The sequence below is a fragment of the Sphingomonas cavernae genome (genome assembly GCF_003590775.1).
Lineage (GTDB): Bacteria > Pseudomonadota > Alphaproteobacteria > Sphingomonadales > Sphingomonadaceae > Sphingobium_A > Sphingobium_A cavernae.
On the sequence record NZ_QYUM01000004.1, the window covers coordinates 195,894 to 217,894 of the forward strand.

The 22,001-nt window shown below is 64.5% G+C and carries 25 protein-coding genes, 1 other RNA gene and 1 pseudogene; 8 read left to right on the forward strand and 19 right to left on the reverse strand.

The window, feature by feature from the left end; genetic code table 11:
* Positions 1-4 precede the first annotated feature (4 nt).
* The 5 genes from D3876_RS16235 to D3876_RS16255 form a co-directional block, all read right to left on the reverse strand.
* On the reverse strand, positions 5-373 hold the full coding sequence (locus tag D3876_RS16235) for a response regulator (RefSeq protein WP_119764280.1): 369 nt from the start codon (positions 371-373) through the stop codon (positions 5-7).
* A gap of 80 nt (positions 374-453) precedes the next feature.
* Complete coding sequence (locus D3876_RS16240) at positions 454-888, reverse strand: chemotaxis protein CheW (RefSeq protein ID WP_119764282.1); 435 nt, start codon at positions 886-888, stop codon at positions 454-456.
* The gene (locus D3876_RS16245; protein WP_119764284.1) at positions 885-3,230 is read right to left on the reverse strand and encodes a chemotaxis protein CheA; all 2,346 of its coding nucleotides are present in this window, start codon (positions 3,228-3,230) and stop codon (positions 885-887) included. The genes D3876_RS16240 and D3876_RS16245 overlap by 4 nt, the downstream gene beginning before the upstream one ends.
* 146 nt (positions 3,231-3,376) lie before the next feature.
* A complete protein-coding gene (locus D3876_RS16250; protein ID WP_119764286.1) occupies positions 3,377-4,024 on the reverse strand; it encodes a histidine phosphotransferase family protein in 648 nt (215 codons plus the stop codon).
* 74 nt (positions 4,025-4,098) lie between these two features.
* Positions 4,099-4,506 carry a M67 family metallopeptidase gene (locus tag D3876_RS16255; protein WP_119764288.1) on the reverse strand — a complete coding sequence of 136 codons (408 nt, stop codon included), beginning with the start codon at positions 4,504-4,506 and terminating at the stop codon, positions 4,099-4,101.
* Positions 4,507-4,522: 16 nt separating this feature from the next.
* Between D3876_RS16255 and D3876_RS16260 the strand changes: the two genes are divergently transcribed.
* The gene (locus tag D3876_RS16260) at positions 4,523-5,473 is read left to right on the forward strand and encodes an RluA family pseudouridine synthase (protein ID WP_119764290.1); all 951 of its coding nucleotides are present in this window, start codon (positions 4,523-4,525) and stop codon (positions 5,471-5,473) included.
* A 57-nt stretch (positions 5,474-5,530) separates the two neighbouring features.
* Positions 5,531-6,439 (forward strand): RNA polymerase sigma factor RpoH, encoded by a 909-nt coding sequence (gene rpoH / locus D3876_RS16265; protein ID WP_119764292.1) that lies wholly within the window; start codon positions 5,531-5,533, stop codon positions 6,437-6,439.
* Positions 6,440-6,484: 45 nt separating this feature from the next.
* On the opposite strand, the gene D3876_RS16270 is transcribed toward rpoH, so the two are convergent.
* Positions 6,485-6,985, reverse strand: coding sequence for a YybH family protein (locus D3876_RS16270; protein WP_147417674.1), 501 nt, complete (start codon positions 6,983-6,985; stop codon positions 6,485-6,487).
* Positions 6,986-7,124: 139 nt separating this feature from the next.
* Positions 7,125-8,717 carry an ABC transporter substrate-binding protein gene (locus tag D3876_RS16275; RefSeq protein ID WP_182912039.1) on the reverse strand — a complete coding sequence of 531 codons (1,593 nt, stop codon included), beginning with the start codon at positions 8,715-8,717 and terminating at the stop codon, positions 7,125-7,127.
* A 223-nt stretch (positions 8,718-8,940) separates the two neighbouring features.
* Here D3876_RS16275 and mtgA point away from each other — a divergent pair, with 223 nt between their 5' ends.
* Entirely contained in the window at positions 8,941-9,642 is a 702-nt protein-coding gene (gene mtgA / locus D3876_RS16280; RefSeq protein WP_119764298.1) for a monofunctional biosynthetic peptidoglycan transglycosylase, read from the forward strand.
* A 41-nt stretch (positions 9,643-9,683) separates the two neighbouring features.
* Here the strand turns inward: mtgA and D3876_RS16285 are convergent, their stop codons facing one another.
* The 7 genes from D3876_RS16285 to D3876_RS16315 form a co-directional block, all read right to left on the reverse strand.
* On the reverse strand, positions 9,684-9,983 hold the full coding sequence (locus tag D3876_RS16285) for a hypothetical protein (protein WP_119764300.1): 300 nt from the start codon (positions 9,981-9,983) through the stop codon (positions 9,684-9,686).
* 81 nt (positions 9,984-10,064) lie between these two features.
* Positions 10,065-10,388: a YbaB/EbfC family nucleoid-associated protein gene (locus D3876_RS16290; RefSeq protein WP_119764302.1), complete on the reverse strand. Its 324-nt coding sequence runs from the start codon at positions 10,386-10,388 to the stop codon at positions 10,065-10,067.
* A gap of 37 nt (positions 10,389-10,425) precedes the next feature.
* Positions 10,426-12,027 (reverse strand): DNA polymerase III subunit gamma/tau, encoded by a 1,602-nt coding sequence (locus D3876_RS16295; protein ID WP_119764304.1) that lies wholly within the window; start codon positions 12,025-12,027, stop codon positions 10,426-10,428.
* 124 nt (positions 12,028-12,151) lie between these two features.
* Positions 12,152-12,249, reverse strand: an RNA gene (ffs, locus tag D3876_RS16300) — signal recognition particle sRNA small type.
* A gap of 28 nt (positions 12,250-12,277) precedes the next feature.
* A complete protein-coding gene (locus tag D3876_RS16305) occupies positions 12,278-12,613 on the reverse strand; it encodes a 2Fe-2S iron-sulfur cluster-binding protein (RefSeq protein WP_119764306.1) in 336 nt (111 codons plus the stop codon).
* A complete protein-coding gene (locus D3876_RS16310) occupies positions 12,610-13,818 on the reverse strand; it encodes a cysteine desulfurase family protein (protein WP_119765563.1) in 1,209 nt (402 codons plus the stop codon). Before D3876_RS16310 ends, D3876_RS16305 begins: the two co-directional genes overlap by 4 nt.
* On the reverse strand, positions 13,815-14,891 hold the full coding sequence (locus tag D3876_RS16315; protein WP_119765565.1) for a cysteine desulfurase family protein: 1,077 nt from the start codon (positions 14,889-14,891) through the stop codon (positions 13,815-13,817). Before D3876_RS16315 ends, D3876_RS16310 begins: the two co-directional genes overlap by 4 nt.
* Positions 14,892-14,998: 107 nt before the next feature.
* Between D3876_RS16315 and D3876_RS16320 the strand changes: the two genes are divergently transcribed.
* Positions 14,999-15,655 (forward strand): alpha/beta hydrolase, encoded by a 657-nt coding sequence (locus tag D3876_RS16320; protein WP_119764308.1) that lies wholly within the window; start codon positions 14,999-15,001, stop codon positions 15,653-15,655.
* A gap of 63 nt (positions 15,656-15,718) precedes the next feature.
* On the opposite strand, the gene D3876_RS16325 is transcribed toward D3876_RS16320, so the two are convergent.
* From D3876_RS16325 to D3876_RS16345, 5 genes are all read right to left on the reverse strand, one after another.
* Positions 15,719-16,078, reverse strand: a complete 360-nt coding sequence (locus D3876_RS16325; RefSeq protein WP_119764310.1) for a GFA family protein — start codon at positions 16,076-16,078, stop codon at positions 15,719-15,721.
* The gene (locus D3876_RS16330) at positions 16,075-16,860 is read right to left on the reverse strand and encodes a dimethylarginine dimethylaminohydrolase family protein (protein WP_119764312.1); all 786 of its coding nucleotides are present in this window, start codon (positions 16,858-16,860) and stop codon (positions 16,075-16,077) included. Before D3876_RS16330 ends, D3876_RS16325 begins: the two co-directional genes overlap by 4 nt.
* 2 nt (positions 16,861-16,862) lie before the next feature.
* Positions 16,863-17,054 (reverse strand): hypothetical protein, encoded by a 192-nt coding sequence (locus tag D3876_RS16335; protein ID WP_119764314.1) that lies wholly within the window; start codon positions 17,052-17,054, stop codon positions 16,863-16,865.
* Entirely contained in the window at positions 17,054-18,013 is a 960-nt protein-coding gene (locus D3876_RS16340) for a threonine ammonia-lyase (protein ID WP_119764316.1), read from the reverse strand. Before D3876_RS16340 ends, D3876_RS16335 begins: the two co-directional genes overlap by 1 nt.
* Before the next feature lie 108 nt (positions 18,014-18,121).
* Positions 18,122-18,412 (reverse strand): GIY-YIG nuclease family protein, encoded by a 291-nt coding sequence (locus tag D3876_RS16345; protein ID WP_119764318.1) that lies wholly within the window; start codon positions 18,410-18,412, stop codon positions 18,122-18,124.
* A gap of 143 nt (positions 18,413-18,555) precedes the next feature.
* Between D3876_RS16345 and D3876_RS20930 the strand changes: the two are divergent.
* The 4 genes and pseudogenes from D3876_RS20930 to D3876_RS16360 all read left to right on the forward strand — a co-directional run.
* Positions 18,556-18,735, forward strand: a pseudogene (locus tag D3876_RS20930) (transposase); the annotation flags it as partial.
* Positions 18,736-18,764: 29 nt separating this feature from the next.
* Complete coding sequence (locus D3876_RS16350) at positions 18,765-19,337, forward strand: IS5 family transposase (protein WP_238475177.1); 573 nt, start codon at positions 18,765-18,767, stop codon at positions 19,335-19,337.
* 111 nt (positions 19,338-19,448) lie between these two features.
* Positions 19,449-20,654 (forward strand): saccharopine dehydrogenase family protein, encoded by a 1,206-nt coding sequence (locus D3876_RS16355; RefSeq protein ID WP_119765567.1) that lies wholly within the window; start codon positions 19,449-19,451, stop codon positions 20,652-20,654.
* 131 nt (positions 20,655-20,785) lie between these two features.
* The gene (locus D3876_RS16360; RefSeq protein WP_119764320.1) at positions 20,786-21,958 is read left to right on the forward strand and encodes a carboxynorspermidine decarboxylase; all 1,173 of its coding nucleotides are present in this window, start codon (positions 20,786-20,788) and stop codon (positions 21,956-21,958) included.
* Positions 21,959-22,001: the final 43 nt, after the last annotated feature.

A 22,001-nucleotide genomic window follows, 5' to 3' on the forward strand; every position in this document is an offset into this window, starting at 1 on the left:
CCGCTCAGGCAAGGCCGACGATCTGGAGCTTGCTCTCGAGCGTTTCCCGGTCGAACGGCTTCATGACATATTCGTCGGCGCCCGCCTCGATCGCGGCGCGGATATGTCCCATGCCGTTCTCGGTGGTGCAGAAGACGACCTTTGGCCGGACGGGCAGGTCGCTCTGGCGAAGTGCACGCAGAAATTCCATGCCGCTCATGACCGGCATGTTCCAGTCGAGCAGGACGACGTCGGGCGGAGTTTGAAGGCATTGATCGAGCGCATCGCGGCCATCGACCGCCTCGTCGACGGTGAAGTCGAGCGTTTCGAGAATATGACGGGCGACCTTGCGGATCACCTTCGAATCGTCGACGACCAGACACTTCTTCGACATTGTTCCTGCCCTTTTAGACCTGCGACCAGAAGCCTGATGACTGGATAGCGCGAAAGCGTAAGCGCCGGGTTAAGATACGCTCACGCAGCGAGCGCGAGATTGCCGGCGGCAAGCATTGCGGGATCGATCAGCAGCAGCGAGGCGCCGTCATGATCGAGCAGGCCGAGAGAAGCCCGCGCCCAGCCAGCGCCGAGACGTGAGCGGACCGGCGCGGGCACGCCGGCAATCGCGCAGACATCCTCCACCATATCGACGACGAGGCCGTATTGATGGCCGTCAAGATTGACCACAACCGTCGTAAGCGTGGCCCTCGGTTCGGCGGGATCGAGCCCCAGCGCGATACGCGTGTCGATCATTGTGATGACGCGGCTTCGCAATGCGGCGAGGCCCATCAGGTGCGGCGGTGCGAGCGGCACCGATGTCGTGTGGGTGACGTGTACGACCGAGTCGATCGCCTCGGTTGCGAGCGCGACGCGCTGCCCGGCGATGTGCGCGATCAGGTAGAGATCGTTCATGGCCTATGCCCCCCTGCGCGACCAGCCTGGAGCGCGGTCATCAATCCCGCGCGATCATAACGGTAGACGCTCGAGGGATCGCCATCGCGCGCGCCGATGTCGTTGCGCAGCCTGAGCAGTCGTCCCGGCGGGAGTTCGGTTTCGAGCGGCTCGGCGTCGCTGGCGATCACGATGTCGGCATCCGCAGGTTCAAGATCGCCGGCAAAGGCGACGCGGTAGCCCGCGGCCTCGACGAGCGGGCGCAACACCTCGCGCGTCCAGGGATCTTCGCTGCTGGAGAGCAGGCAGACGGGCTTTTCGCTGCTAGTCGGGCCGCCGCCCGTAGCCTCTGCAAACAGCCAGTAGGGGTCCAGGATCTCGATCTGGCGGCCGTCGATAAGCGCGACGCCCGCAACAATCCCATCGGCCTTGGCGCGCACGATCTCGCTCGGCAGCGCGACGATGTCGATTACCTCGTCGATCGCATAGGCCAGTTCCACGGCACCGTCATTGAGCCGCAGCACGCCCACGCTGTCACGCTCGGCGAGCGTGTCAAAGCTGACCAGAGGAATGATCCGGCCATCTATGGAAAGACGCAGTCGGCCCGCGGCGAAGCGGATCTGCGCACTGGCGACCTCCTCGATCCGTTCGACCACAGCCAGGCGCACGGCGCGCTCGGCGCCATCAAGATCGCGGAACAACAGCATCGAGACGCGCTCGTCGGCATCGGCCTCACGCACAGCCTCGATCACTGTATCGTCGTCGAAAGTGATCGCGAGGATTCCCGAGGTTTCGGCAATGCCCGCAGGGTCGAGCAGCAGCATCGGGCGCCCGGTATCGGGCAGTGTCATGCCCGCATAAACGCCCGTCGCCATGATCGCAGGACAGGAGGGCCGGATCACAAGCTCCTGATGATCATGGAGTGCGGCGACGCTGATCGCATAGTTCGCGCCGCCCGTCGGATTGAGCACCACGAGCGACCGGACGCCCTGCTCCGCCTCTTCGGGCAAGCCAAGCACCGCTTCAAGCGATATGAGCGGAATACGCTGATCGCGAATGCGCGCGACCATCGCGGTACCGACGCGCTCGAGTGAGACCGAGGCGCTGTTTTCGCGCACGATCTCCTGGATCGCGGAGCGCGGGATTGCAAAGCTTTGCCCCGCCGCGCTGACGGTGAGCGCGGGGATGATGGTGAGCGTGAGCGGCACGCGGATCGAGATGGCGAGGCCCTTGCCCGGCGCATTGTCGAGGTCGACCACGCCGCCGATACGTTCGATATTGGAGCGGACCACATCCATGCCGACGCCGCGCCCCGAAATTGCGGTCACGCTCTTGGCCGTCGAAAGACCCGGCTCGAAGATCAAGGCGAGTTGGGCTTCCTTGGAAAGCTTGTCAGCGCGCTCGAAAGTCACGACACCCGCGGCGACCGCCTTTGCGACCAGCCGTTCGGTGTCGATGCCGCGTCCGTCGTCGCCAACCTCTATGACGATCTGGTTGCCCGACTGGCGCGCCGAGACACGCAGCCGTCCAGTGGCGGATTTGCCCGCCTTTTCGCGTAGCGCGGGTGACTCGATGCCGTGATCGAGCGCGTTACGGATGATGTGGGTCAGCGGATCGCGGATGATCTCGATCATCTCGCGGTCGAGTTCGACGTCGCCGCCGTCGATCTGAAGGTCGACGCTCTTGCCGAGTTCGCCAGCGATGTCGCGGACCATGCGCGGGATCGAGCTGAACAGCTTTTCGATCCGCTGCATCCGCGTGCGCGTGATCGTGTCGCGCATGTCGCCGACACAGGCCGACAGCCGCTCGAACGATCCCTCGATTGACGGATCGACGCCGGTGTCCTGCAGCCGCCGCGACAATTCGTTGCGCGCCAGCACAAGGTCGGAAACGCCGCTCATCATCCGGTCGAGCAGATCGAGCGAAATGCGGATGCTGCGGATGTTGCCGCGCATCACGGGCACGGACTGCGCTTCGATCTCGACGGGTTCGACGGGGTGTTCGACGCGTAGCGCGGCGATGAGCAGGTCATCGCCGTCCGGCACCGCCTCGCCCGTGTCGATCGCTTCTGCGAGTTCGCCGATGCGGTCGATCACCGCGAGTACGGCGCTCACCAGACGGGTGTCGGCTGCGCGCTTGCCGTCGCGCACCTCGGACAGCACATCCTCCGCCGCGTGGCTGAGCTTTTCGAGGCGCGGCAGATCGAGAAAGCCGCAGCTTCCCTTGACCGTGTGGACGAAACGGAAAATCGTATCCAGCCGGTCGCGGTCGTCGGGATTGGCCTCCCAGGCGACAAGTTCGCCCGCGACAGCCTCAAGCGTCTCGCGCGTCTCCGCGATAAATTCAGCGAGAATGTCGTCCATGCCCCATTCGCTCCGGCGCGTATCGAGGCGCCGTATTGCGGCAGGGCTGGTTAAAAAGGCGTTAGCCTTGCTGCTCGGCGCAAGGCGCGCGCAATAAGGGCGGCCGTAATCTGATCCGACGGCCGTTATCCCATTTTTAGTGAAAGCTAACGCCCTGCGATCACCGCGCCGAAAAGCAGGAACGGATCCTCGGGTGCCGAAACCTGGATCGAGCCCCCGGTTTCGGTGACGATCCTGTGCGCGAGCCACGCGGCTGCGGCACGCGGCGTCAATGCGTCGTCGGCGACCTCACCGAGCAGCGCCTTGCGCAGTTCGGGATCGAGCACCAGTCGCGGTCCTTCGGCGCGCACCACGATCTCGGTGCCACGGTCACTGCGCTCCGCCCCGACGTCGAGCCGGCCGCCGCGCACCAGCGCATCACCCGCGATGAGCGCGAGGTTCAGGAGCACCTTGATCGCGGTCTTGCTGAGCGCGGCCTCGCCCACCATCCAGCCGAGTTCGATCCGGCCATCAGCGCCGAACAGGCCTTCGATCGCCCCCTTGGCCTCACGCGCATCGACCTCTTCGCCAAAGCCGCCGGCAGCCCCGAAGGCAAGCCGGAAGAATTTGAGCTTGTTGGCCGAGGTCCGCGCGCTTTCGGCGAGGAGATCAAGACAACGCTGCCGCATCTCGGGGTCGTGTTCGTCGGCAAGCAGCTCGAGGCCGTTGTTGAGCGCACCGACCGGGCTCAGAAGGTCATGGCACAGGCGTGAGCAGAGCAGGCTCGCAAAATCCACCGCGTTGATCGAAGACATCCGATGACCCTTGGGAAAAGTAAGAAATTTTTTGCCCTTCTGGCCGACGCGGCACGATGTTGCAACCGGCGGAGCTATCCAACGGCCAGATCGACGCGTTCGAAGCGGCCGTGAAGCCCGCCCTGCGAATCCGCGCGCCACAGCGTGGCCTCACCCCCCGCAACAATCATCCAGAGCTGCGCCGGCTCGAGCGCGGCAGCTTGTGCATCGGTACGCGAGGGTTCGGCGCGGCCATTGGGGTGACTGTGATAATGCCCGATCCGCGGTGTGCCGCCGGCGCGTTCCGCGCGCGCCTGATCGAACAGCAATTGCGGGTCGATCTCGAAGCGATCTCCCGCTCGTTTCGAAATGTTGTGCGCTGGGCGCACGTCGATGATTTCACCCTTTGTGCCAAGCAGCAGGCCGCACACCTCGCGCGCGGGCATCGCCGCAGCTTCGGCAAGAATCCAGTCGAGCAACGATCTTGATATGCGCACCGCCATACCCACATAGCTAGCAATGGATCGGGGGATTTGCACTGTCGAGGCTCGTATTTCCGCGGACGCGGGGGGATGGCGGCTGGATCGCGCACTCGCCCAGGCCGTTCCCACGCTTTCGCGCGAACGCATCAAGGCTTTGATTTCGAGCGGCAATGTCCGCAACGAGCATGGCGTCGCGGTGCGCGACCCCGCGGTCAAGGCGGCTGCGGGCGCCGAATTTGCACTCGACATCCCCCTGCCCACGCCCGCGCACAACGAGGCGCAGGAGATCCCGCTCGTCATCGCCTATGAAGACGAGCATCTGATCGTCGTCGACAAGCCCGCGGGGCTCGTCGTCCACCCGGCCGCGGGTAATCCCGACGGAACGCTCGTCAACGCGCTGCTCCACCATTGCGGCGGCAGCCTTTCGGGGATTGGCGGCGTGGCGCGGCCTGGAATCGTCCACCGCATCGACAAGGACACATCGGGGCTGATGATCGCGGCCAAGACCGACCGGGCGCATGAGGGCCTCGCCAGGCAGTTCGCTGCGCACAGTATCGAACGGCGCTATCGTGCGATTGTCGGGGGACGCCCAAACCCCGCATCCGGCACGGTCGACGCGCCGCTCGCGCGCTCGCCCGTCAATCGCAAGAAGGTTGCGATCGTCCAGTCGGGAAGGCGCGCGGTGACGCATTATCGCACGGTGGAGATGCTGAAAGACGCAGCGCTGGTCGAATGCCGGCTGGAAACGGGCCGTACGCATCAGGTGCGCGTCCATATGGCCTCGATCGGGCATAGCCTGCTGGGCGATCCCGTTTATGGCCGCCCCAAGCCGGTACATAAGGCGGTCTTGCGCGAGCTCGGATTTCAACGGCAGGCGCTGCATGCAGCGCATCTCGGGTTCATCCACCCAATCAGTAGTATCGCTTTAGCCTTCGATAGCGAAATTCCTGACGATATGCAGGAACTGTTCAGGGCATTACGTGTATAAGAGTATAAGCACAGTAGCCTCCCAATGGGGGCACTGATTCAGGGAGTATGTGAAGTCATGGCTGCCAACACCAACGTCCCCGCGACGATCCCCGCTTTGGGTGGTGAGCAGAGCCTCAACCGTTATCTGTCGGAAATCAAGAAGTTCCCGATTCTGGCGCCCGAGCAGGAATATATGCTCGCCAAGCGCTATCAGGAGCATCAGGATCCCGAAGCGGCCGCACAGCTCGTCACCTCGCACCTTCGCCTCGTCGCGAAGATCGCGATGGGTTATCGCGGCTATGGCCTGCCGACGTCGGAGCTGATCTCCGAAGGCAATATCGGCCTGATGCAGGGCGTGAAGAAATTCGAGCCCGATCGGGGATTCCGTCTCGCCACCTATGCGATGTGGTGGATTCGCGCGTCGATCCAGGAATATATCCTGCGTTCGTGGAGCCTCGTGAAGATGGGGACCACCGCCGCGCAGAAGAAGCTGTTCTTCAACCTTCGCCGGATGAAGAACAAGCTCGACGCGTTCGAGGACGGCGACCTGCATCCCGACGACGTCCAGAAGATCGCGACCGATCTCGGCGTGAGCAATGAAGACGTCATCAGCATGAACCGCCGCATGGCGATGGGCGGCGACACGTCGCTCAACGTGCCAATGCGCGAGGACGGCGACGGCCAGTGGCAGGACTGGCTGCAGGATACCGATCCGCTGCAGGACGAGCGCATTGCCGACGCCGAGGAGAAGGACGTTCGCCACGAAATGCTCGTTGCGGCGATGGAAGACCTTAACGACCGCGAGAAGCACATTCTCGCCGAGCGTCGCCTCGCCGAGGAACCCAAGACGCTTGAGGAGCTGAGCCAGGTCTATGGCGTGTCGCGCGAGCGCGTCCGCCAGATCGAGGTCCGCGCCTTCGAAAAGCTGCAAAAGGCGATGATGCGGATCGCGGGCGAACGCCGCCTGCTGCCGTCGATGGCGTAAAAGCTGAAAGGGCCGGCGCATAATGCGCCGGCCTGGCATTGACTGTTATTCGTCGAACTTCGCGCCCGAAATAGCAACCGCCTGATCGAAAGCCTCGGCGGGCGTGGCCGACGCTGCGTCGGTCACGATCGCCCAGCGGCCATTGGCCTGACGTGCAACCACCGTCGCGAACTTGCTCGTGGTGACGCGCGGCGCGGCGCCGCTGGCAGGGATCACGGTGGTGCGGACATAGCCATTGTCGACATACACACCGTCGAAGCGCTTGCGATCGACGATTCGCATCTTCATCGAAAGGCTGCCGCCGGAGGCGCGCAACTGTTCCTGAAAGCCTAGCACGCCGCGGATGATCGTCTCGCGCGTGTCGATCCGCGCAGTGCTGCCCTGCGGCAGATAGGTCGCGCCCGGCGCGTAGACGCTCTCGATCAATGCGGGATCGAGCTTCGCATAGGCCGCGATCATGCGCTCATAGACCGCGTTGGCTTCGGTGTCGCTCGCCTGAGCCACACAAGGCGCCGCGAGCAGCGCCGCAGCGATCAGCAACTTCATATGTCCCTCCATCTTTCCGCCCGCCATTGCGCGCGACGCGGCCATCGTCAAAAGCCGATCGGCGAACGGCTGACTTTCACGCATGAACGCAGAATTGACGCGGCGCCAGCGGGCATGGTTCAAGCCCCAGTCCCCTCGATCAATCGCGAATCTGCCAGTTTTCGATCTCTTGCGTCAGCAGCAGTTGCACGCGCTGCGCATCGGGCAAAGCAAGTGCGCGCGGAAGCAGGTGCGCCTCGGGCATGAAAAAAAGCGGCAATAGCGGCAGATCCTGCCCTATGTGGCGCTGGAGGTCGCGGAAGCCGGGCGTCAGGCGCTCCGGCGCGCACCCTTCGCGGAGCTGCGCGACGATGGCGTCGACGGCGGCGCTCCGGTAGCGGAAGATGTTGAGACCGTTACGCGCCTCTCCCGGCTTCGGGATCGAGTGGCTGGCGAAGATGTGGAAGTCGATGTTCGCGCCGCCCTCTATCGTATAGCCGAACAGCGCCATGGATGGCGGGTTGGCGCCCGTTAGCTGGGCAATGCCGCCCCATGGCTCAACATCGACCCGGACACCCACGCCTCGCCAGGATTCGACAATCGATTGCACGAGCGGACCATCCAGCAGCGCGCGGGCCACGGCCAGCCGAAAAGCAAGCGGACGATCGCTTGAGTCGCGGCGAACGCCATCCGCTCCGGCGCGCCAGCCGGATGTCTCGAGCAGCTTGGCGGCCTCGGACATCGCCGCAAGGCCGCCTTCGGCAAGGCTCGGCAGATAGGCGGGAAAGTTCTCCGACAAGAACGACCGCGCGGGAGCCGCCTTGCCGGATACCAGCCCCGCCAGCGCGTTTCGGTCCAGCGCGAGCAGCAAGGCCCGGCGGACGCGCACATCGGAAAGCGCGGGATCGTCGAGATTGAGCGTGACTTGCATGAGCGTGCGGCCGGCCCGCTGGAAGTCGACAAAGCGATCGGGCGCCAGCCGCATGCCCGCTTCGGCGATGGCCGGCCGGGTATCGGTAACGAGATCCACCAGCCCTTCCGCAACCGCCTGCTGCATGGCCTGCGGTGTGGGACGGTAGACGAGCTCGATACGGTCAAAGCGCGGTCGCCCCCCCGACCAGTGGGTGTTTCGATCGAGCGTGACGACCTGGTTCTCGGGATCGGGCCGGTAGTCCGTCACGCGATAGGGGCCGACATATAATCCACGCACGAGGGGCGAGGTCATGTGCGGGCTTTGTGCGCGGTAGCTCTTCGGATTGTGATCGGCTGCGCCCCCGTCGCCGCGCACGGGCATGAAGCGGAAGTCGGAGGGAGCGCAGCTTCGTCCTCGCCTGCGGACCTCGAAAGTCCGCTCGTCGAGCGCCACGGCGGCCCAGATTTCCTCCGCCAGGCGGCTTTGCCACGCATAGTCATTCTCAGGCTCGCGCCCCACGCGCCATGCGCGCACGAAATCGCTGGCGGTGATAGGCTTGCCGTCATCCCATTTCAGCCCAGGCTTGAGCCGGAACATCACCCGCTGGCCGGGCTTCCCATCGGGATCGACATCATCGCGCACCAGACCATTTTCCACGGTGGGCAGCGTCTCGCACAGCAGGCATGCCATCGAGACATCGCCGTCGAAATAAGTGAGCCCGCGCGCGGCGAGACCGCTGAGCATAAGCGTGTTGCCGCTCGCGGTGATGTTCGGGTGCGTGCCGGAAATCTGTCCGACAACGCCGATCCGCAGCACCTCTCCGGCCTGCGCCGGCTGCATGACGCCCGCCGTCAATGAAGCAATTGCCGCTATAAGCACGCACGGATTGCGATGGCGCCCCATAGCCGCTCCTCCACCTTGACCTGTGGATCGTCTCGACACGCCTGGACCTCCAGGTCAAAGCCAATGCGTCGAACGGCCGAACATCGGCCATGATCGTCACGCCACACTCTTCTCGCAACGGAGGATGACGAACCCCGTTTTCCTTTGCTAACAGCCCGGCATGGCCAGGTCGAAATCCCGTTCGCTTCCCTCCCGCATCACTTGGTGGATCATCCGCGCGATCCTTATATTTTTGGGCGTTTCAGTCGCCTGGGTGGTGTTCTACAAGTTCGTGCCGCCGCCGATCACCGCGACGATGATCGCCGACGTCATTGGCGGCCGTGGGCTCACCAAGGACTGGATGAGCCTTTCGCGGATGGATCCCAACATGGCGCGCGCCGCGATCGCGGGCGAAGACGGCAAGTTCTGTTCGCACCACGGATTCGATGCCGAGGCGATCGAGGATGCGATGCGGCGCAATGCCAAGGGTGGCCGCATCCGCGGCGGATCGACGATCAGCCAGCAGACCGCCAAGAACGCGTTTCTGTGGCAGGGCGGCGGCTTTTTCCGCAAGGGGCTGGAAGCCTATTTCACCGTGCTGATCGAGTTGATCTGGGGCAAGCCGCGGATCATGGAGGTGTATCTCAATATCGCCGAGACGGGCATCGGCACCTATGGCGCCAATGCCGGTGCGCAGCGTTATTTCGGGCATGACGCGAGCCGTCTGACGCCGATGGAGGCGGGTCGCATCGCAGCGGTGCTGCCGCTTCCGAAAAAGCGCGAGGCGATCTCGCCTGGCGGCTTCACGCGCCGGCATGGCAACCGGCTGGCGCGCTGGGTGGGGGTAGTCCGGCGCGACGGGCTGGATAGCTGCCTGCGCTGACATGATGGCCCCGTCAATGCCGCGGCCAGCTATTGCCGCGGCTACTTGTTATCGCCGGTATATTTGTCGGCGGCGCGGTCGGCAGCGTCGCCAGCCTTCCTCGCACCCTCGCCTACGCTGTCAGCAGCACGCGAGATCGCGTCGGTCTGGCGCGTTTCCTGGTTGTTCATGCTCACGAGATAGAAGCCCACAAGGGCGACCGCGATAAGCAGGATAAAGGCGATGACCAGACCGCCCGACCCTCGCCGTTCGACCACTGTGGACGGATTGCCACGCTCTATGACGCGCTCGGTCACGTTGCCGGTGGCGTCGGTGCGTTCGGTGATGCGCTCTTCGGACATGAGGCGACCTTCCTGATTGTCATTGACTGACAAACGCGTGGGGGATCGCCGGCGTTCCTCGTCCGGAACCGCTGAACGGCCTCAGAAGGGCAGCTTGAAGCCCGGAGGGAGCGGCAGGCCGCTCGTCATCTTGCTCATCTCTGCGTTCGATGCAGCGTCCGCCTTGGCGCGCGCATCGTTAAGCGCGGCTGCGATGAGATCCTCGAGTATCTGCTTTTCCGAAGGATTGAGCAGGCTGTCGTCGATCGACACGCCGATGATCCGGCCCTTGGCGCTGGCCTTGACCTTGACCAGCCCGCCGCCCGAGACGCCTTCGACCTCGATCGTGTCGAGATTGGCCTGCGCCTTTTGCAGCTCGTCCTGGACATTCTTTGCCATGTTCAGGATTTCATCGAGATTTTTCATTGAATTAAACCCTATTTTGAAAATCTGGCCAAGCGAGTCAGCCGCGCACCGCCGCCTTGTATTCCAGCAATTCGGCTTCTGGGAAGGCGTCGAACGCAGCCTTCACGATCGGGGTAGCCAGAATCGCGTCGCGCGCAGCCATTTCGCGCGCCTGATCCTGTTCGAGCAACGTAGGCTCGGCCGGTCCGTCGGGCGAGGCAATTTCCCAGGTCTCTCCAGTCAGCGCCTTGAGCGCAGCGCCAAGATCGCGGTTGAACTCGCTGGGCATCGGCTTTGCCGGGCGGATATCGAGCGCGGGCGGCGCATAGCGGATCAGCCCGATATAGTCGTGGAGTTGCTGCGCGACATGCGCCTTGCCGCCATTGGCGAGCAGGTCGATCATCGCCGGAAAGCTCTCGGGGAAACGCTGCTGCACCGTCTCGTGCGTGGGGGCGCTTGCCGGCGCGGAGGGCGAGGACAACGCCACACCCTCGCCACTCGACAGCTTCCTGATCAGGTCGCCCGGATCGGGGAGTTGGGCTGCGTGGATAACGCGAAGCAGCGCCATTTCGGCAGCCTCGATCGGCATCGATGCGCGGACGACCTCGTCATGCCCCTTGAGCAGCAACTGCCAGAGCCGGTGGAGCGCGGCGAAGGACAGCCGGCCAGCCCAGTCGGCCAGCGCTTCGCGTTCCTCGTTTGAGAGCGCCGGATCGTCGCTGCTGCCGACCTTTGCGAGTGTGACGCCGTGGACGGTTTCAAGCAATGCACGCAGGATCGCGACAGGATCGACCCCCAGATCATGCTGGTCGCGCAGCCCGCGCAGCACGGTCTGCGCGTCGCCGGTCAGCAGATCGCCGAACAGCCGGCGGATCGCTCCGCGATCGGAAAGTCCAAGCATTTCACGTACTTGCGCAGCCTTGACGCCATGACTGCCTTCCATATCGGCATGCGCGATCGCCTGATCGAGGATCGAGAGCCCGTCGCGCGCCGATCCTTCGGCGGCGCGCGCGATCAGCGCCAGCGCCTCGGGCTCGGCCTGGACGCCCTCGGCGGTGGCGACATTGCCGAAATGCGCGGCGAGCTTCTCGGCGGGGATGCGACGCAGATCGAAGCGCTGGCAGCGCGAGAGCACCGTCACGGGGACCTTGTTCACCTCGGTGGTGGCGAACAGGAACTTCACATGCGCGGGCGGTTCCTCGAGCGTCTTCAGAAGCGCGTTGAACGCGTTCTTGGAGAGCATGTGAACTTCGTCGATGATGTAGACCTTGTAGCGCGCCGAGACCGCGGCGTAGCGCACCGCCTCAATGATCTCGCGGACGTCGTCGACACCGGTGTGGCTCGCGGCGTCCATCTCGACCACGTCGATATGCCGTCCTTCGGCGATCGCGACGCAGGGCTCGCAGACTCCGCACGGCGCGATCGTCGGCCCGCCCTGCCCGTCGGGACCGATGCAGTTGAGCGCCTTTGCGATCAGCCGCGCGGTCGAGGTCTTGCCCACGCCGCGCACGCCGGTCAGCAGAAAGGCATGCGCCAGCCGGTCGCGCTTGATCGCGTTGCCAAGCGTGGTGACCATCGCATCCTGGCCGATCAGCTCGGAGAAGTTCTGCGGCCGGTATTTGCGCGCGAGGACGCGGTAGGGCTGGGGAGATTCGGACATGGAAAGGAACCTAGCCCATTCCGCCGCCGTCATGCCAGCGAAGGCTGGCATCTGCTGACGAAATCGCGCTTCAACCGACGAGAGATCCCAGCTTTCGCTGGGATGACGGTTAGGTGGGCTGTGGAAGGGTGGGAGCCGGGACGACCCGCAACGAATTCGTTACGGCTGCTTCCTTCCGGACCTGACCGGGTTGGCGAGTGCTGCGCCCGCCCGACTCCCGGGGGCCATATGGGGGAAGTCGGCGGAGGAATCAACGCCCCTGCATGTTGCGGACTTCGCCGGGAATGCGGACGGTCAGGTTTTCGAGGCTTTCGTCGAGCCAGATCTGGCAGGAAAGCCGACTGTTGCGCGTCGCGCCCGCGGCGAGATCGAGCATGTCCTCCTCCATTTCGGAGGCGGGCGGGAGCTTCGCGAAATCAGCGGCGTCGACGACGACATGGCAGGTCGAGCAGGCCATCTGCCCCTCGCACGTGCCCTCGAGTGGCTGGCCGTCATTCTGCGCGAGCGTCAGCAGATTGTCGCCCGGCGCACCCGTGACCTCGCGGACCGTATTCCCGTCTGCACTGATGAAGCGAATCAGCGTCATGCGGCGATCGCACCCTGCCGCTCGGCGGCCTCGACGATCAGCATCAGCGCGCGGTCGAGTTCGTCGAGCGTCGTATAGCGCCCAAAGCCCAGACGGATGCTGGCGCGGGCCTCGGCCTCGGTCAGCCCGAGCGCTGAGAGAACATGGCTCGGGCGCCCTGATCCGCTCGCGCACGCCGAACCTGCCGAAAAGGCGACCTGGCGTATCTCCGAGATCATGCGTGCAGCGTCGATGCCGTGCATGCGGATGTTGAGGTTGCCGCGATAGCGCTCGGTCACCGAGCCATTGACCTCCCACGCACCCAGGCGCCGCATTGCCAGCGCGGCGAGTTCGGCGACGTGCACCGCATCCTGCGCCTCGCACGCGCGCAAAAGCTCCGCCGCCGCGCCGAAACCCGCGCAAAGCGCTGGCGACAGCGTGCCCGAGCGCAGCCCGCCTTCCTGACCGCCACCGTGCATGACCGGCTCGATCGCGACGCCATCGCGCAGCCAGAGCGCCCCAATACCCTTGGGGCCATGGATCTTGTGCGCCGAGAGCGCGATCATGTCGCAGGCCTCGACGGGGAGCGGCACGCGGCCAAAGCCTTGCACCGCATCGCAAAAGAACAGCGCGCCCTTAGCCCGCGCCAGCGCCGAAAGCGCCGCTATCGGCTGGATCACGCCGATCTCGTTGTTGACGAGCATCGCCGCGACGAGCGCGGTATCCTCGTCGATCGCCTCCGCCGCGGCGTCGAGATCGAGGATCCCGTCGGCATGAACGGGCAGCAGCACGCAGTCATGCCCATGCGCGCCGAGCCATAGCGCGGTATCGCGGACACAGGCATGTTCGGTGGCGACCGTCACAATTTTGCGGCGCCTGGGGGCGGCTTTCATGGCCGCGCCCTGGATCGCGATATTCGCGGCTTCGGTCGCGCCGCCCGTGAAGAGCAGACGGCCGGCAACGGAACCGTTTGTGTCGAGCGAAGTCGAGACACGCGGCTCAGCGCCCACGTCCCTCGACTTCGCTCGGGACGAACGGGAAGTCTCAATCAAGGCGTCCATCACCGAATCGCGCGCGGCCTCGACCGTGGCAGCGGCCTCGCGTCCCGGCTTGTGCGGCGAATGGGGGTTGGCGAACCTGTCACCCAGCCAGGGCAACATCGCCTCGCGCGCCTCGGGCGCGAGCGGAGTGGTCGCCTGATAGTCCAGATAGATTGGGGTGGTCATGCAGCGCGGGCCTTTGCCTCTTTCGCCAGCCGCTGCCACTGCTCGACAAAACGGTAGACATCGGCGCGCGTCGTATCGGGGCCGAAGCTCACGCGGACCACCTCGCCCGCTTCCTTTTCGTCCCACCCCATCGCCGCAAGCACATGGCTGGTCTTGAGCGTCCCCGACGAGCACGCCGATCCCGCCGAGACCGCGATCCCCGCCATGTCGAACTGGATAAGCTGCGCGGCCGAGGCCATGCCCGGCATGCGGTAGGTCGCAATCGTCGCGAGGCGCGGCGTCTTGCGCGCGGCAATGATCCCGCCCGAAGCCTCAAGCGCGCCGTCAAGATGCGCGCGCAGATCCTCGGCGCGGCGCACCCATGCGTTCGACGCCTCGAGCGCGGCGGCGAAACCGAGGATCGCGGGCAGATTCTCGGTGCCCCCGCGATAGCCCTTTTCCTGCCCGCCATCGGGCTCGATATCGCGCAGATCGCGCACCAGCAACGCGCCGATCCCCGGCGGTCCGCCCAGCTTGTGCGCCGAAAGCGCGATGAGGTCGGCCTCAGGCAGCGGCATCTTGCCCGCCGACTGCGAGCAATCGGCAAAGGCGATCCCGCCCGCGCGCTGCACAACCGGAACGAGTTCGTCGAGCGGCTGGATCACGCCGGTCTCGTTGTTGACCGACTGGATCGCGACAACGGGACGGGCAGCGCCGAGCGCGCCGAGCCGCCCGGCGAGCGCATCGCGCGACACAGTGCCATCGCCCTGCACAGGAAGGAAAAACGCCTTTGGGACGGTGCGGTGCACTGCGTCATGCTCGACCGCCGAAACGATGTGCGCGTCGGCGTTGGAACGGCCGAGCGCGATGCCGATCGCCTCGGTGGCGCCGCTGGTGAAGATCAGATCATCTTCCCAGCCGAGCGCCTTTTTTATACGTTCGCGCGCATCCTCGAGCGCCGCGCGCGCCGCGCGTCCCTCAGCATGGGGAGAGGACGGATTGGCCCAGCGCGCAAGCGCATCGGCCATTGCCTGCCGCACCTGTGGCAGCACCGGCGTCGTCGCCGCATGATCCAGATAGAGACGGTCTGACACCGGATCACCCGTTTTGATTGCGAAACCCTGACCCGCTTCTATATAGGCTTGCACGTCCGTGCACAGCCTTTGCTGTTCGCTCACCCATCTTTTCGACCGTAGGTGCCATGCCCGAAGTCATTATTCCCGGCCCCGAAGGCCGTCTCGAAGGCCGTTTCAGCCCCCCGCCGCGTCCGCGCGCTCCCGTTGCAATGATCCTGCACCCGCACCCTCAGGGCGGTGGCACGATGAACGACCGGATCACGCAGGCGCTCTACAAGACCTTCCAGCGCCGCGGCTTCGCGACGCTGCGCTTCAACTTCCGCGGCGTCGGCAAGAGCCAGGGCACGTTCGACAACGGCATTGGAGAGCTGTCCGACGCCGCGGCCGCGCTCGACTGGGTGCAGAGCTTCCACCCGGAAGCGCAGACCACGTGGATCGCGGGATTCAGCTTCGGCGCGTGGATCGGCATGCAGTTGCTGATGCGCCGCCCCGAGATCCGCGGCTTCATCTCGGTCGCGCCGCCTGCGAACATGTATGACTTCACCTTCCTCGCGCCCTGCCCCGCATCGGGCATCATCGTGCAGGGCGCCGCCGACGAGGTGGTGACGCCCAGCGCGGTGCAGAAGCTGGTCGACAAGCTGCGTACGCAGAAGCACATCACGATCCACCACGACGAGATCCCGCGCGCCAACCATTTCTTCGAGCATGAACTCGCCGATCTGATGCGCTCGGTGGACAATTATCTCGACATGCGGCTCGATCCGAACTGCCCGATCAAGTGAGGTGACGCTGGCGGGCGTCTGAGGATGTCCGCCAGCGTCCGTGGGTAGTCCCGGGAAGCCAGGTCAGGGCATGCCCTTGCCGACAGTTGCCCTTACCGGAATGCCCGACGGATCAAATCCGTCGAGGCAGAAGACGTTTATCCCAAGGTAATCAGGGGTCACCCGTTTCCGGTGAAACGGGTAGATGCCGCACGTCCGGCAGAAATAATGGCGCGCCGTCCGCGTATGAAACTGATATTCGGCGAGATTGTCAGCGCCTGACAACAGTTCGAACTTGCTCTCATGCACCTTCACCATGAGCGCGTTCTTTCTTGCGCAGATGGAGCAGTCGCACGTCGTCAGCTCAGGAAAATCCGTCTCAATCGAAAATTGCACCACGCCGCAATGACAGCTCCCCGCATATCTTGCCGGTTCGCGAGTCATGGATGGCGCCACCTCAGCGACATGCAGGACAGTCCCGCGTCGATCTTCGCGATTTCTGAGACATCCAGCACAATCACATTGAGCCCGCGCTCAGCAATCAGGTCCGCAATGCGTGGATAGGCAGTGCCTACGAGCACCGTATCGTTCACGCGCAGCAGATTTGCAGCCGCCTCCTCGCCCTCGGGCGTCACCAGAACGTCGAGCCCGGCGAAGACGCCCGTCGCCGCAAGCGCGGGGGTTGCGACGACGCAGTCTTCGGTAAGCAGCGACGAGGCTGTCTTGAAATGGAGCGTGCCCGGCGGAGTGTCGACGATCCGCGCGCGGCGGCCGAGTCTTTCGACCTGCGCGACAAAGGCTTCGGCGCCCGCAAGGTCGGTGCGCGCGGACAGGCCGATCAGGATTTCGGCGGGCGTGATCAGGATGTCGCCGCCATCGGCAAAGCCGTCGGGCAGCGTCAGGACCTCATCGAAATGGCGCTTCAATGCCGGCTCGATCTCAGCGACCTCGCCCATCCGCGTCGGTGCGCCGGGCCGCAGCAGGATCGCGCCTTCGGGGAGCACGAACGCGGGATCCTCGACGAAGATCGCATCGGGATAGGCATCGAGCGCGGGCAATACGTCCACCACCACGCCCGCAGCCTCGAGCGCGGCGACATAGGCGCGGTGCTCGGCCAGCACGCCCTCATAGGACGGCATCTCGCCACCCGATGCGCTGAGACCGTTCACCACGCTCGGCGCGGGGACGCGCACGATGGCGGAATCGAAGTCGAACACGCGCGCCATGCTCAGAGCGTCCAGATCATGACATTGGCGACGAACACTGCCGCGCAGACCAGCATCAGCACGCCCTTTTTCCTGTCCCCGCCCGTTCGGATCAGGCGAAGACCGCCGAAAACCAGCGCAAATGCGGCGAACATGAGCAGCGCCGGTCCCACCGAAATCGAGAAATGCGCGAGTGTTGCGAAAACCGATTCCATCAGCGCGCGCCCTCAAGCACCCGAGCGAACGCGGCGGGATCGACATTGCCGCCCGACAGCACCACTGCGGTGCGCTCGGCGATCGGAACCTTGCCCGCGAGCACCGCGGCGAGCGCCACGGCACCACCGGGTTCGACGACAAGCCGAAGCTGCCCGAAGGCGACGCGCATAGCCTCGGCAATCTCCGCCTCGGTGACCGCGACACCCTTCGCGCCAGCGGCCGCGAGCGGCCCGAAGGTCAGCGGCGAGACGCGCAGCGTCTGGAGCGCGTCGCACGAGGTGAAGGGCGGATTGGGCGCCACGGGCACGATCTCGCCCGCCACGAGCGAGCGCGCCATATCGTCCCATCCCTCGGGTTCGGCGATACGGATATCCGCCTCGGGACACGCAAGCGCGATCCCCGCCGAGAGCCCCCCGCCGCCGCAGGGAATCACGATCCGTTCAGGCGCGGCGCCGACGAGCCGCTCCATCTGCGCCGCGATCTCGATGCCGACGCTGCCCTGCCCCTCGATCACCCAGGGATCGTCGAAGCTCGGCACCAGCACCGCGCCGCGCTCGGCGGCGAGCGCGCTCGCAATTTCCTCACGGCTCTCGGTCATCCGGTTATAGAGCACCACCGCCGCACCGAGCGCTTTTGTGGCCTCGAGCTTCTTGGTTGGCGCGTCGGAGGGCATCACGATCGTCGCCTCCATCCCCAGCCGGCGCGCGGCCCACGCCACGCCCTGCGCGTGGTTGCCCGAGGAAAAAGCGACAACGCCCGCCCCCCAGTCGGACGCGTCGATATCGGTGAGCCTGTGCCACGCGCCGCGCAGCTTGAACGCGCCCATCGGCTGGAGGCATTCGGCCTTGCACCACAATGTCTTGCCGTCGACGTGGAGCGGCAACAGCGGGGTTTCGGGAACGATCTCCGCCACCTTTGCGGCAGCCCTGAGCACGCCCTCGCGCGTCGGAACCCGCATCACAGTCGCCCCAGCGCAGGCTGGGGCCCAGACGATGCCAGTGTCCTCACTGGAAAACCCAGGTTCGCCCCGATATCGTCTGGGCCCCAGCCTGCGCTGGGGCGACGATCAATAATTGATCTGCTCATAGAGATCATCCCAAGCCGGATTATGCTGTTCGATCAAGCGGGTTTTCCACACGCGCTTCCACGCTTTCATTGCCTTTTCGCGGGCGATGGCGGCGTCGATATGGTCGTGATGCTCCCAATAGACGAGACGCGTGAGGCCGTGCTCGCGGCAGAATTCGGAACCGTGGCTATTCTTGTGCTGCCAGATGCGCGTGGCAAGGTCGCTGGTGACGCCGATATACAGCGTACCGAAGGGAGCGTTGGTCATGATGTAAACCCAGCCCTGCTTGATCGCCCCCTCCTGTCGCCCCAGCGCAGGCTGGGGCCCAGACGATATTTGTGCAAGGCGTCAAAGCTTAATGGGCTAGGCGGCGTGGACGAATTGGTTGACGTGGACGGTGTGGGTTGATTCAAGGCTGCCTTTTGGAGGCAGGTTTGAGCCGGGGCGATCTGAGCGAAGCAGAATGGCGCGTTCTGAAGGGTCTGCTGCCGATCGAGCCAGAGAACCGAGGGCGCGGCCGCAGGCCTGAGCAGAATCTCTCGATAGTCAACGGCATACTCTGGCGGCTGCGCTGTGGGACTGCTTGGCGCGATGTCCCGCCAAAATACGGCAATTGGAACACGATCTACCGGCGGTTCCGTCGTTGGAGCGAGGCCGGGGTCTGGGAGGCCGTGTCGGTGACGCTTGCCGAGATCATGGCCGACACCGGACACTACAGCATCGACAGCACCACCCTTCGCGCCCATGTCTCGGCAGCGGGCGGAAAAGGGGGACTTGTCGACGCGCTCTTGGCCGCTCGCGGGGCGGGTTCACCAGTAAGCTTCACTGTCTGGCTGATGCCCGAGGACGCCCCGTCGCCTTCCACCTGACTGGTGGTGAAGCCGCCGACTGCACGGCCTATGACACGCTGATCCGCCTGCCGGACCGCGCTCCGGCGGCTCTGCTGGCCGACAAAGGCTACGACACCAACGCCATTCGCGCCGATCTCGCGAGCCGCAGCATACAGGCTGTCATCCCGGCGCGCTCCAATCGCCGAGAAAGGATCGAGCACGATCGGCAGCTCTACAGGCAGCGAAACGGCATTGAGCGAATGTTCGGCAAGCTGAAAATCAATCGTGCCGTCGCCACCCGCTACGATCAAACGCCCTCAAGTTTCCTCGGCATGGTCCATCTCGCTGCCATCCGGCTTTGGATCAAATTCGTCCACGCCGCCTAGTCAACATCGTCTGGGGGCCAGCCTGCGCTGGGGCGACAATAACGGCATACTTTGACCCGTCATGGTACGTCCCTATATAGCCCCCAAAATTTCCGGCAAATGGAGACAGAATTGAGCAAGGTCCTTGTCATCGGCGCGGGCGGCGTCGGGTCGGTCGCAGTCCACAAGATGGCGATGAACACCGAGATTTTCTCGAGCATTACGCTCGCGAGCCGCCGCAAGTTCAAATGCGACGCGGTGGCCGAATCGGTGAAGGAACGCACGGGCGTCACGATCGGCACCGCCGAGATCGACGCCGATGATGTCGCGGCGACCACTGCGCTGCTTGAGAAGATCAGGCCCGACCTCGTCGTGAACCTCGCGCTGCCCTATCAGGACCTCGCGATCATGGACGCGTGCCTTGCTGCGGGCGTGAACTATCTCGACACCGCGAACTATGAGCCGCGCGACGAGGCGAAGTTCGAATATAGCTGGCAATGGGCCTATCAGGATCGCTTCAAGCAGGCCGGCCTGATGGCGCTGCTCGGTTCGGGCTTTGATCCGGGCGTGACCTCGGTCTTCACCAGCTACACGAAGAAGCACCTGCTCGACCGGATCGACACGCTCGACATCCTCGACTGCAATGGCGGCGATCACGGCCAGCATTTCGCGACCAACTTCAACCCCGAGATCAACATCCGCGAAGTGACCGCACCCTCGCGGCACTGGGCGAATGGCGAGTGGGTCGAAGGGCCCGCGCTCAGCCACAAGCAGAGCTTCGATTTCGAGCAGGTCGGTCCGAAGAACATGTACCTCATGTACCATGAGGAGCTGGAATCGCTCGCGAAACACTATCCCGAGATCAAGCGCATCCGTTTCTGGATGACCTTCGGCGACGCCTATCTCAAGCACCTCGAAGTGCTGCAGAATGTTGGCATGACGCGGATCGATCCCGTGATCTACGAGGGCAAGGAGATCATCCCGCTCCAGTTCCTCAAGGCCGTCCTGCCCGAACCCGCCTCGCTTGGGCCGACGACGCACGGCAAGACCAATATCGGCACGATCGCGACGGGCGAGAAGGACGGAGAGCAGAAGACCTTCTACGTCTACAATATCTGCGACCATGAGGACGCCTATGCCGAGACGGGCAATCAGGCGGTGAGCTACACGACCGGTGTACCGGCCATGATCGGTGCCGCGCTGATGCTGCAGGGCAAGTGGAAGGGCGAAGGCGTGTTCAACATGGAGCAGTTCGATCCCGATCCCTTCATGGATATGCTCAACAAGCATGGCCTGCCCTGGCAGGTGAAGGAACTCGACGCGCCGCTGGCGTTCTAAAATCCCCTCTCCCCTCGGGGGAGAGGGTTAGGGAGAGGGGCAGTCCCATCCCTCGCTAAACTTCGACGTTGGGCCGGGCGGACACTTCCCCTCTCCCCGGCCCTCTCCCCCAAGGGGAGAGGGAGAAGATCATGGAAACCAAAGCCGGCGATCCGGGCGCCTTTGCGCATTTCGACCTTGGCCGCGTGCCGAGCCCATGCTTCGTCGTCGACGAGGCAGCGGTTCGGCGCAATCTTGCGGTATTGAAGGACGTCCGCGATCGCGCGGGTGTGAAGGTTCTGCTCGCGCTCAAGGCCTTTTCGATGTGGTCGCTGGGCGACGTCGTCGGCGAATATCTCGACGGAGTCTGCGCGTCCGGCCTGTGGGAAGCGCGCCTCGGGCGCGAGCATTATCACGGCATCGTCGAGACCTATTCGGCCGCCTACAAGGCGGAGGACCTGCCCGAGATCTTTCGGCTTTCGGACACCATCGTCTTCAACACGCCCGCCCAGCATGCGCGCTTTTCGGGCGAGATCGCAGCCGCGCGCGCGGCAGGCGAACAATTTGATCTCGGCCTGCGGCTCAACCCCGAGCATAGCGAGGGCGAGGTGCCCAAATATGATCCGGCACAGCCCGGCTCGCGGCTGGGCTTCCCGGTTTCGCAGCTCCGCCCCGAGCACATGGAGGGCATCGACGGCCTCCATTTCCACACGCTGTGCGAGCAGGATTTCGAGCCGCTACGCCGGACATGGGAATCGCTCGAACCCAAGATCGCGCCATATTTCAAGCAATTGAAATGGCTCAATTTCGGCGGCGGCCACCATATCACGCGTGCGGACTATCAGCGCGACAAACTGGTAGCGTTTCTCAAGGACGTTCGCGAGCGGACAGGGCTCACCATCTATCTCGAACCCGGTGAGGCGGTCGCGCTCGATGCGGGCATCCTTGTCGGCGAGATCCTCGACACCTTCGAGAATGCGCTCCCGATCGGCATCACCGACATTTCGGCGACCTGCCACATGCCCGACGTGATAGAGGCGCCCTATCGCCCCGCGATGCTCCATGAGGCCCCGCAAGGCGTCACGCTGCGCCTCGGCGGCCCCTCCTGCCTCGCGGGCGATGTGATCGGCGACTACACCTTCACCTCGCCCCCGACTCCGGGCACGCGCATCGCGTTTCTCGACCAGGGCCACTATTCGATGGTGAAGACCAACACCTTCAACGGGGTGCCGCTTCCCGCGATTGCCTTGTGGAACAGCGAGACCGATTCGCTGAGGCTTATCAGGCAGTTCGACTATAGCGATTTCCGCGATCGCCTGTCCTGATCAAAACCCCGTTCGCCGCAGAAAAAGCCACGTTGTTGCGGGC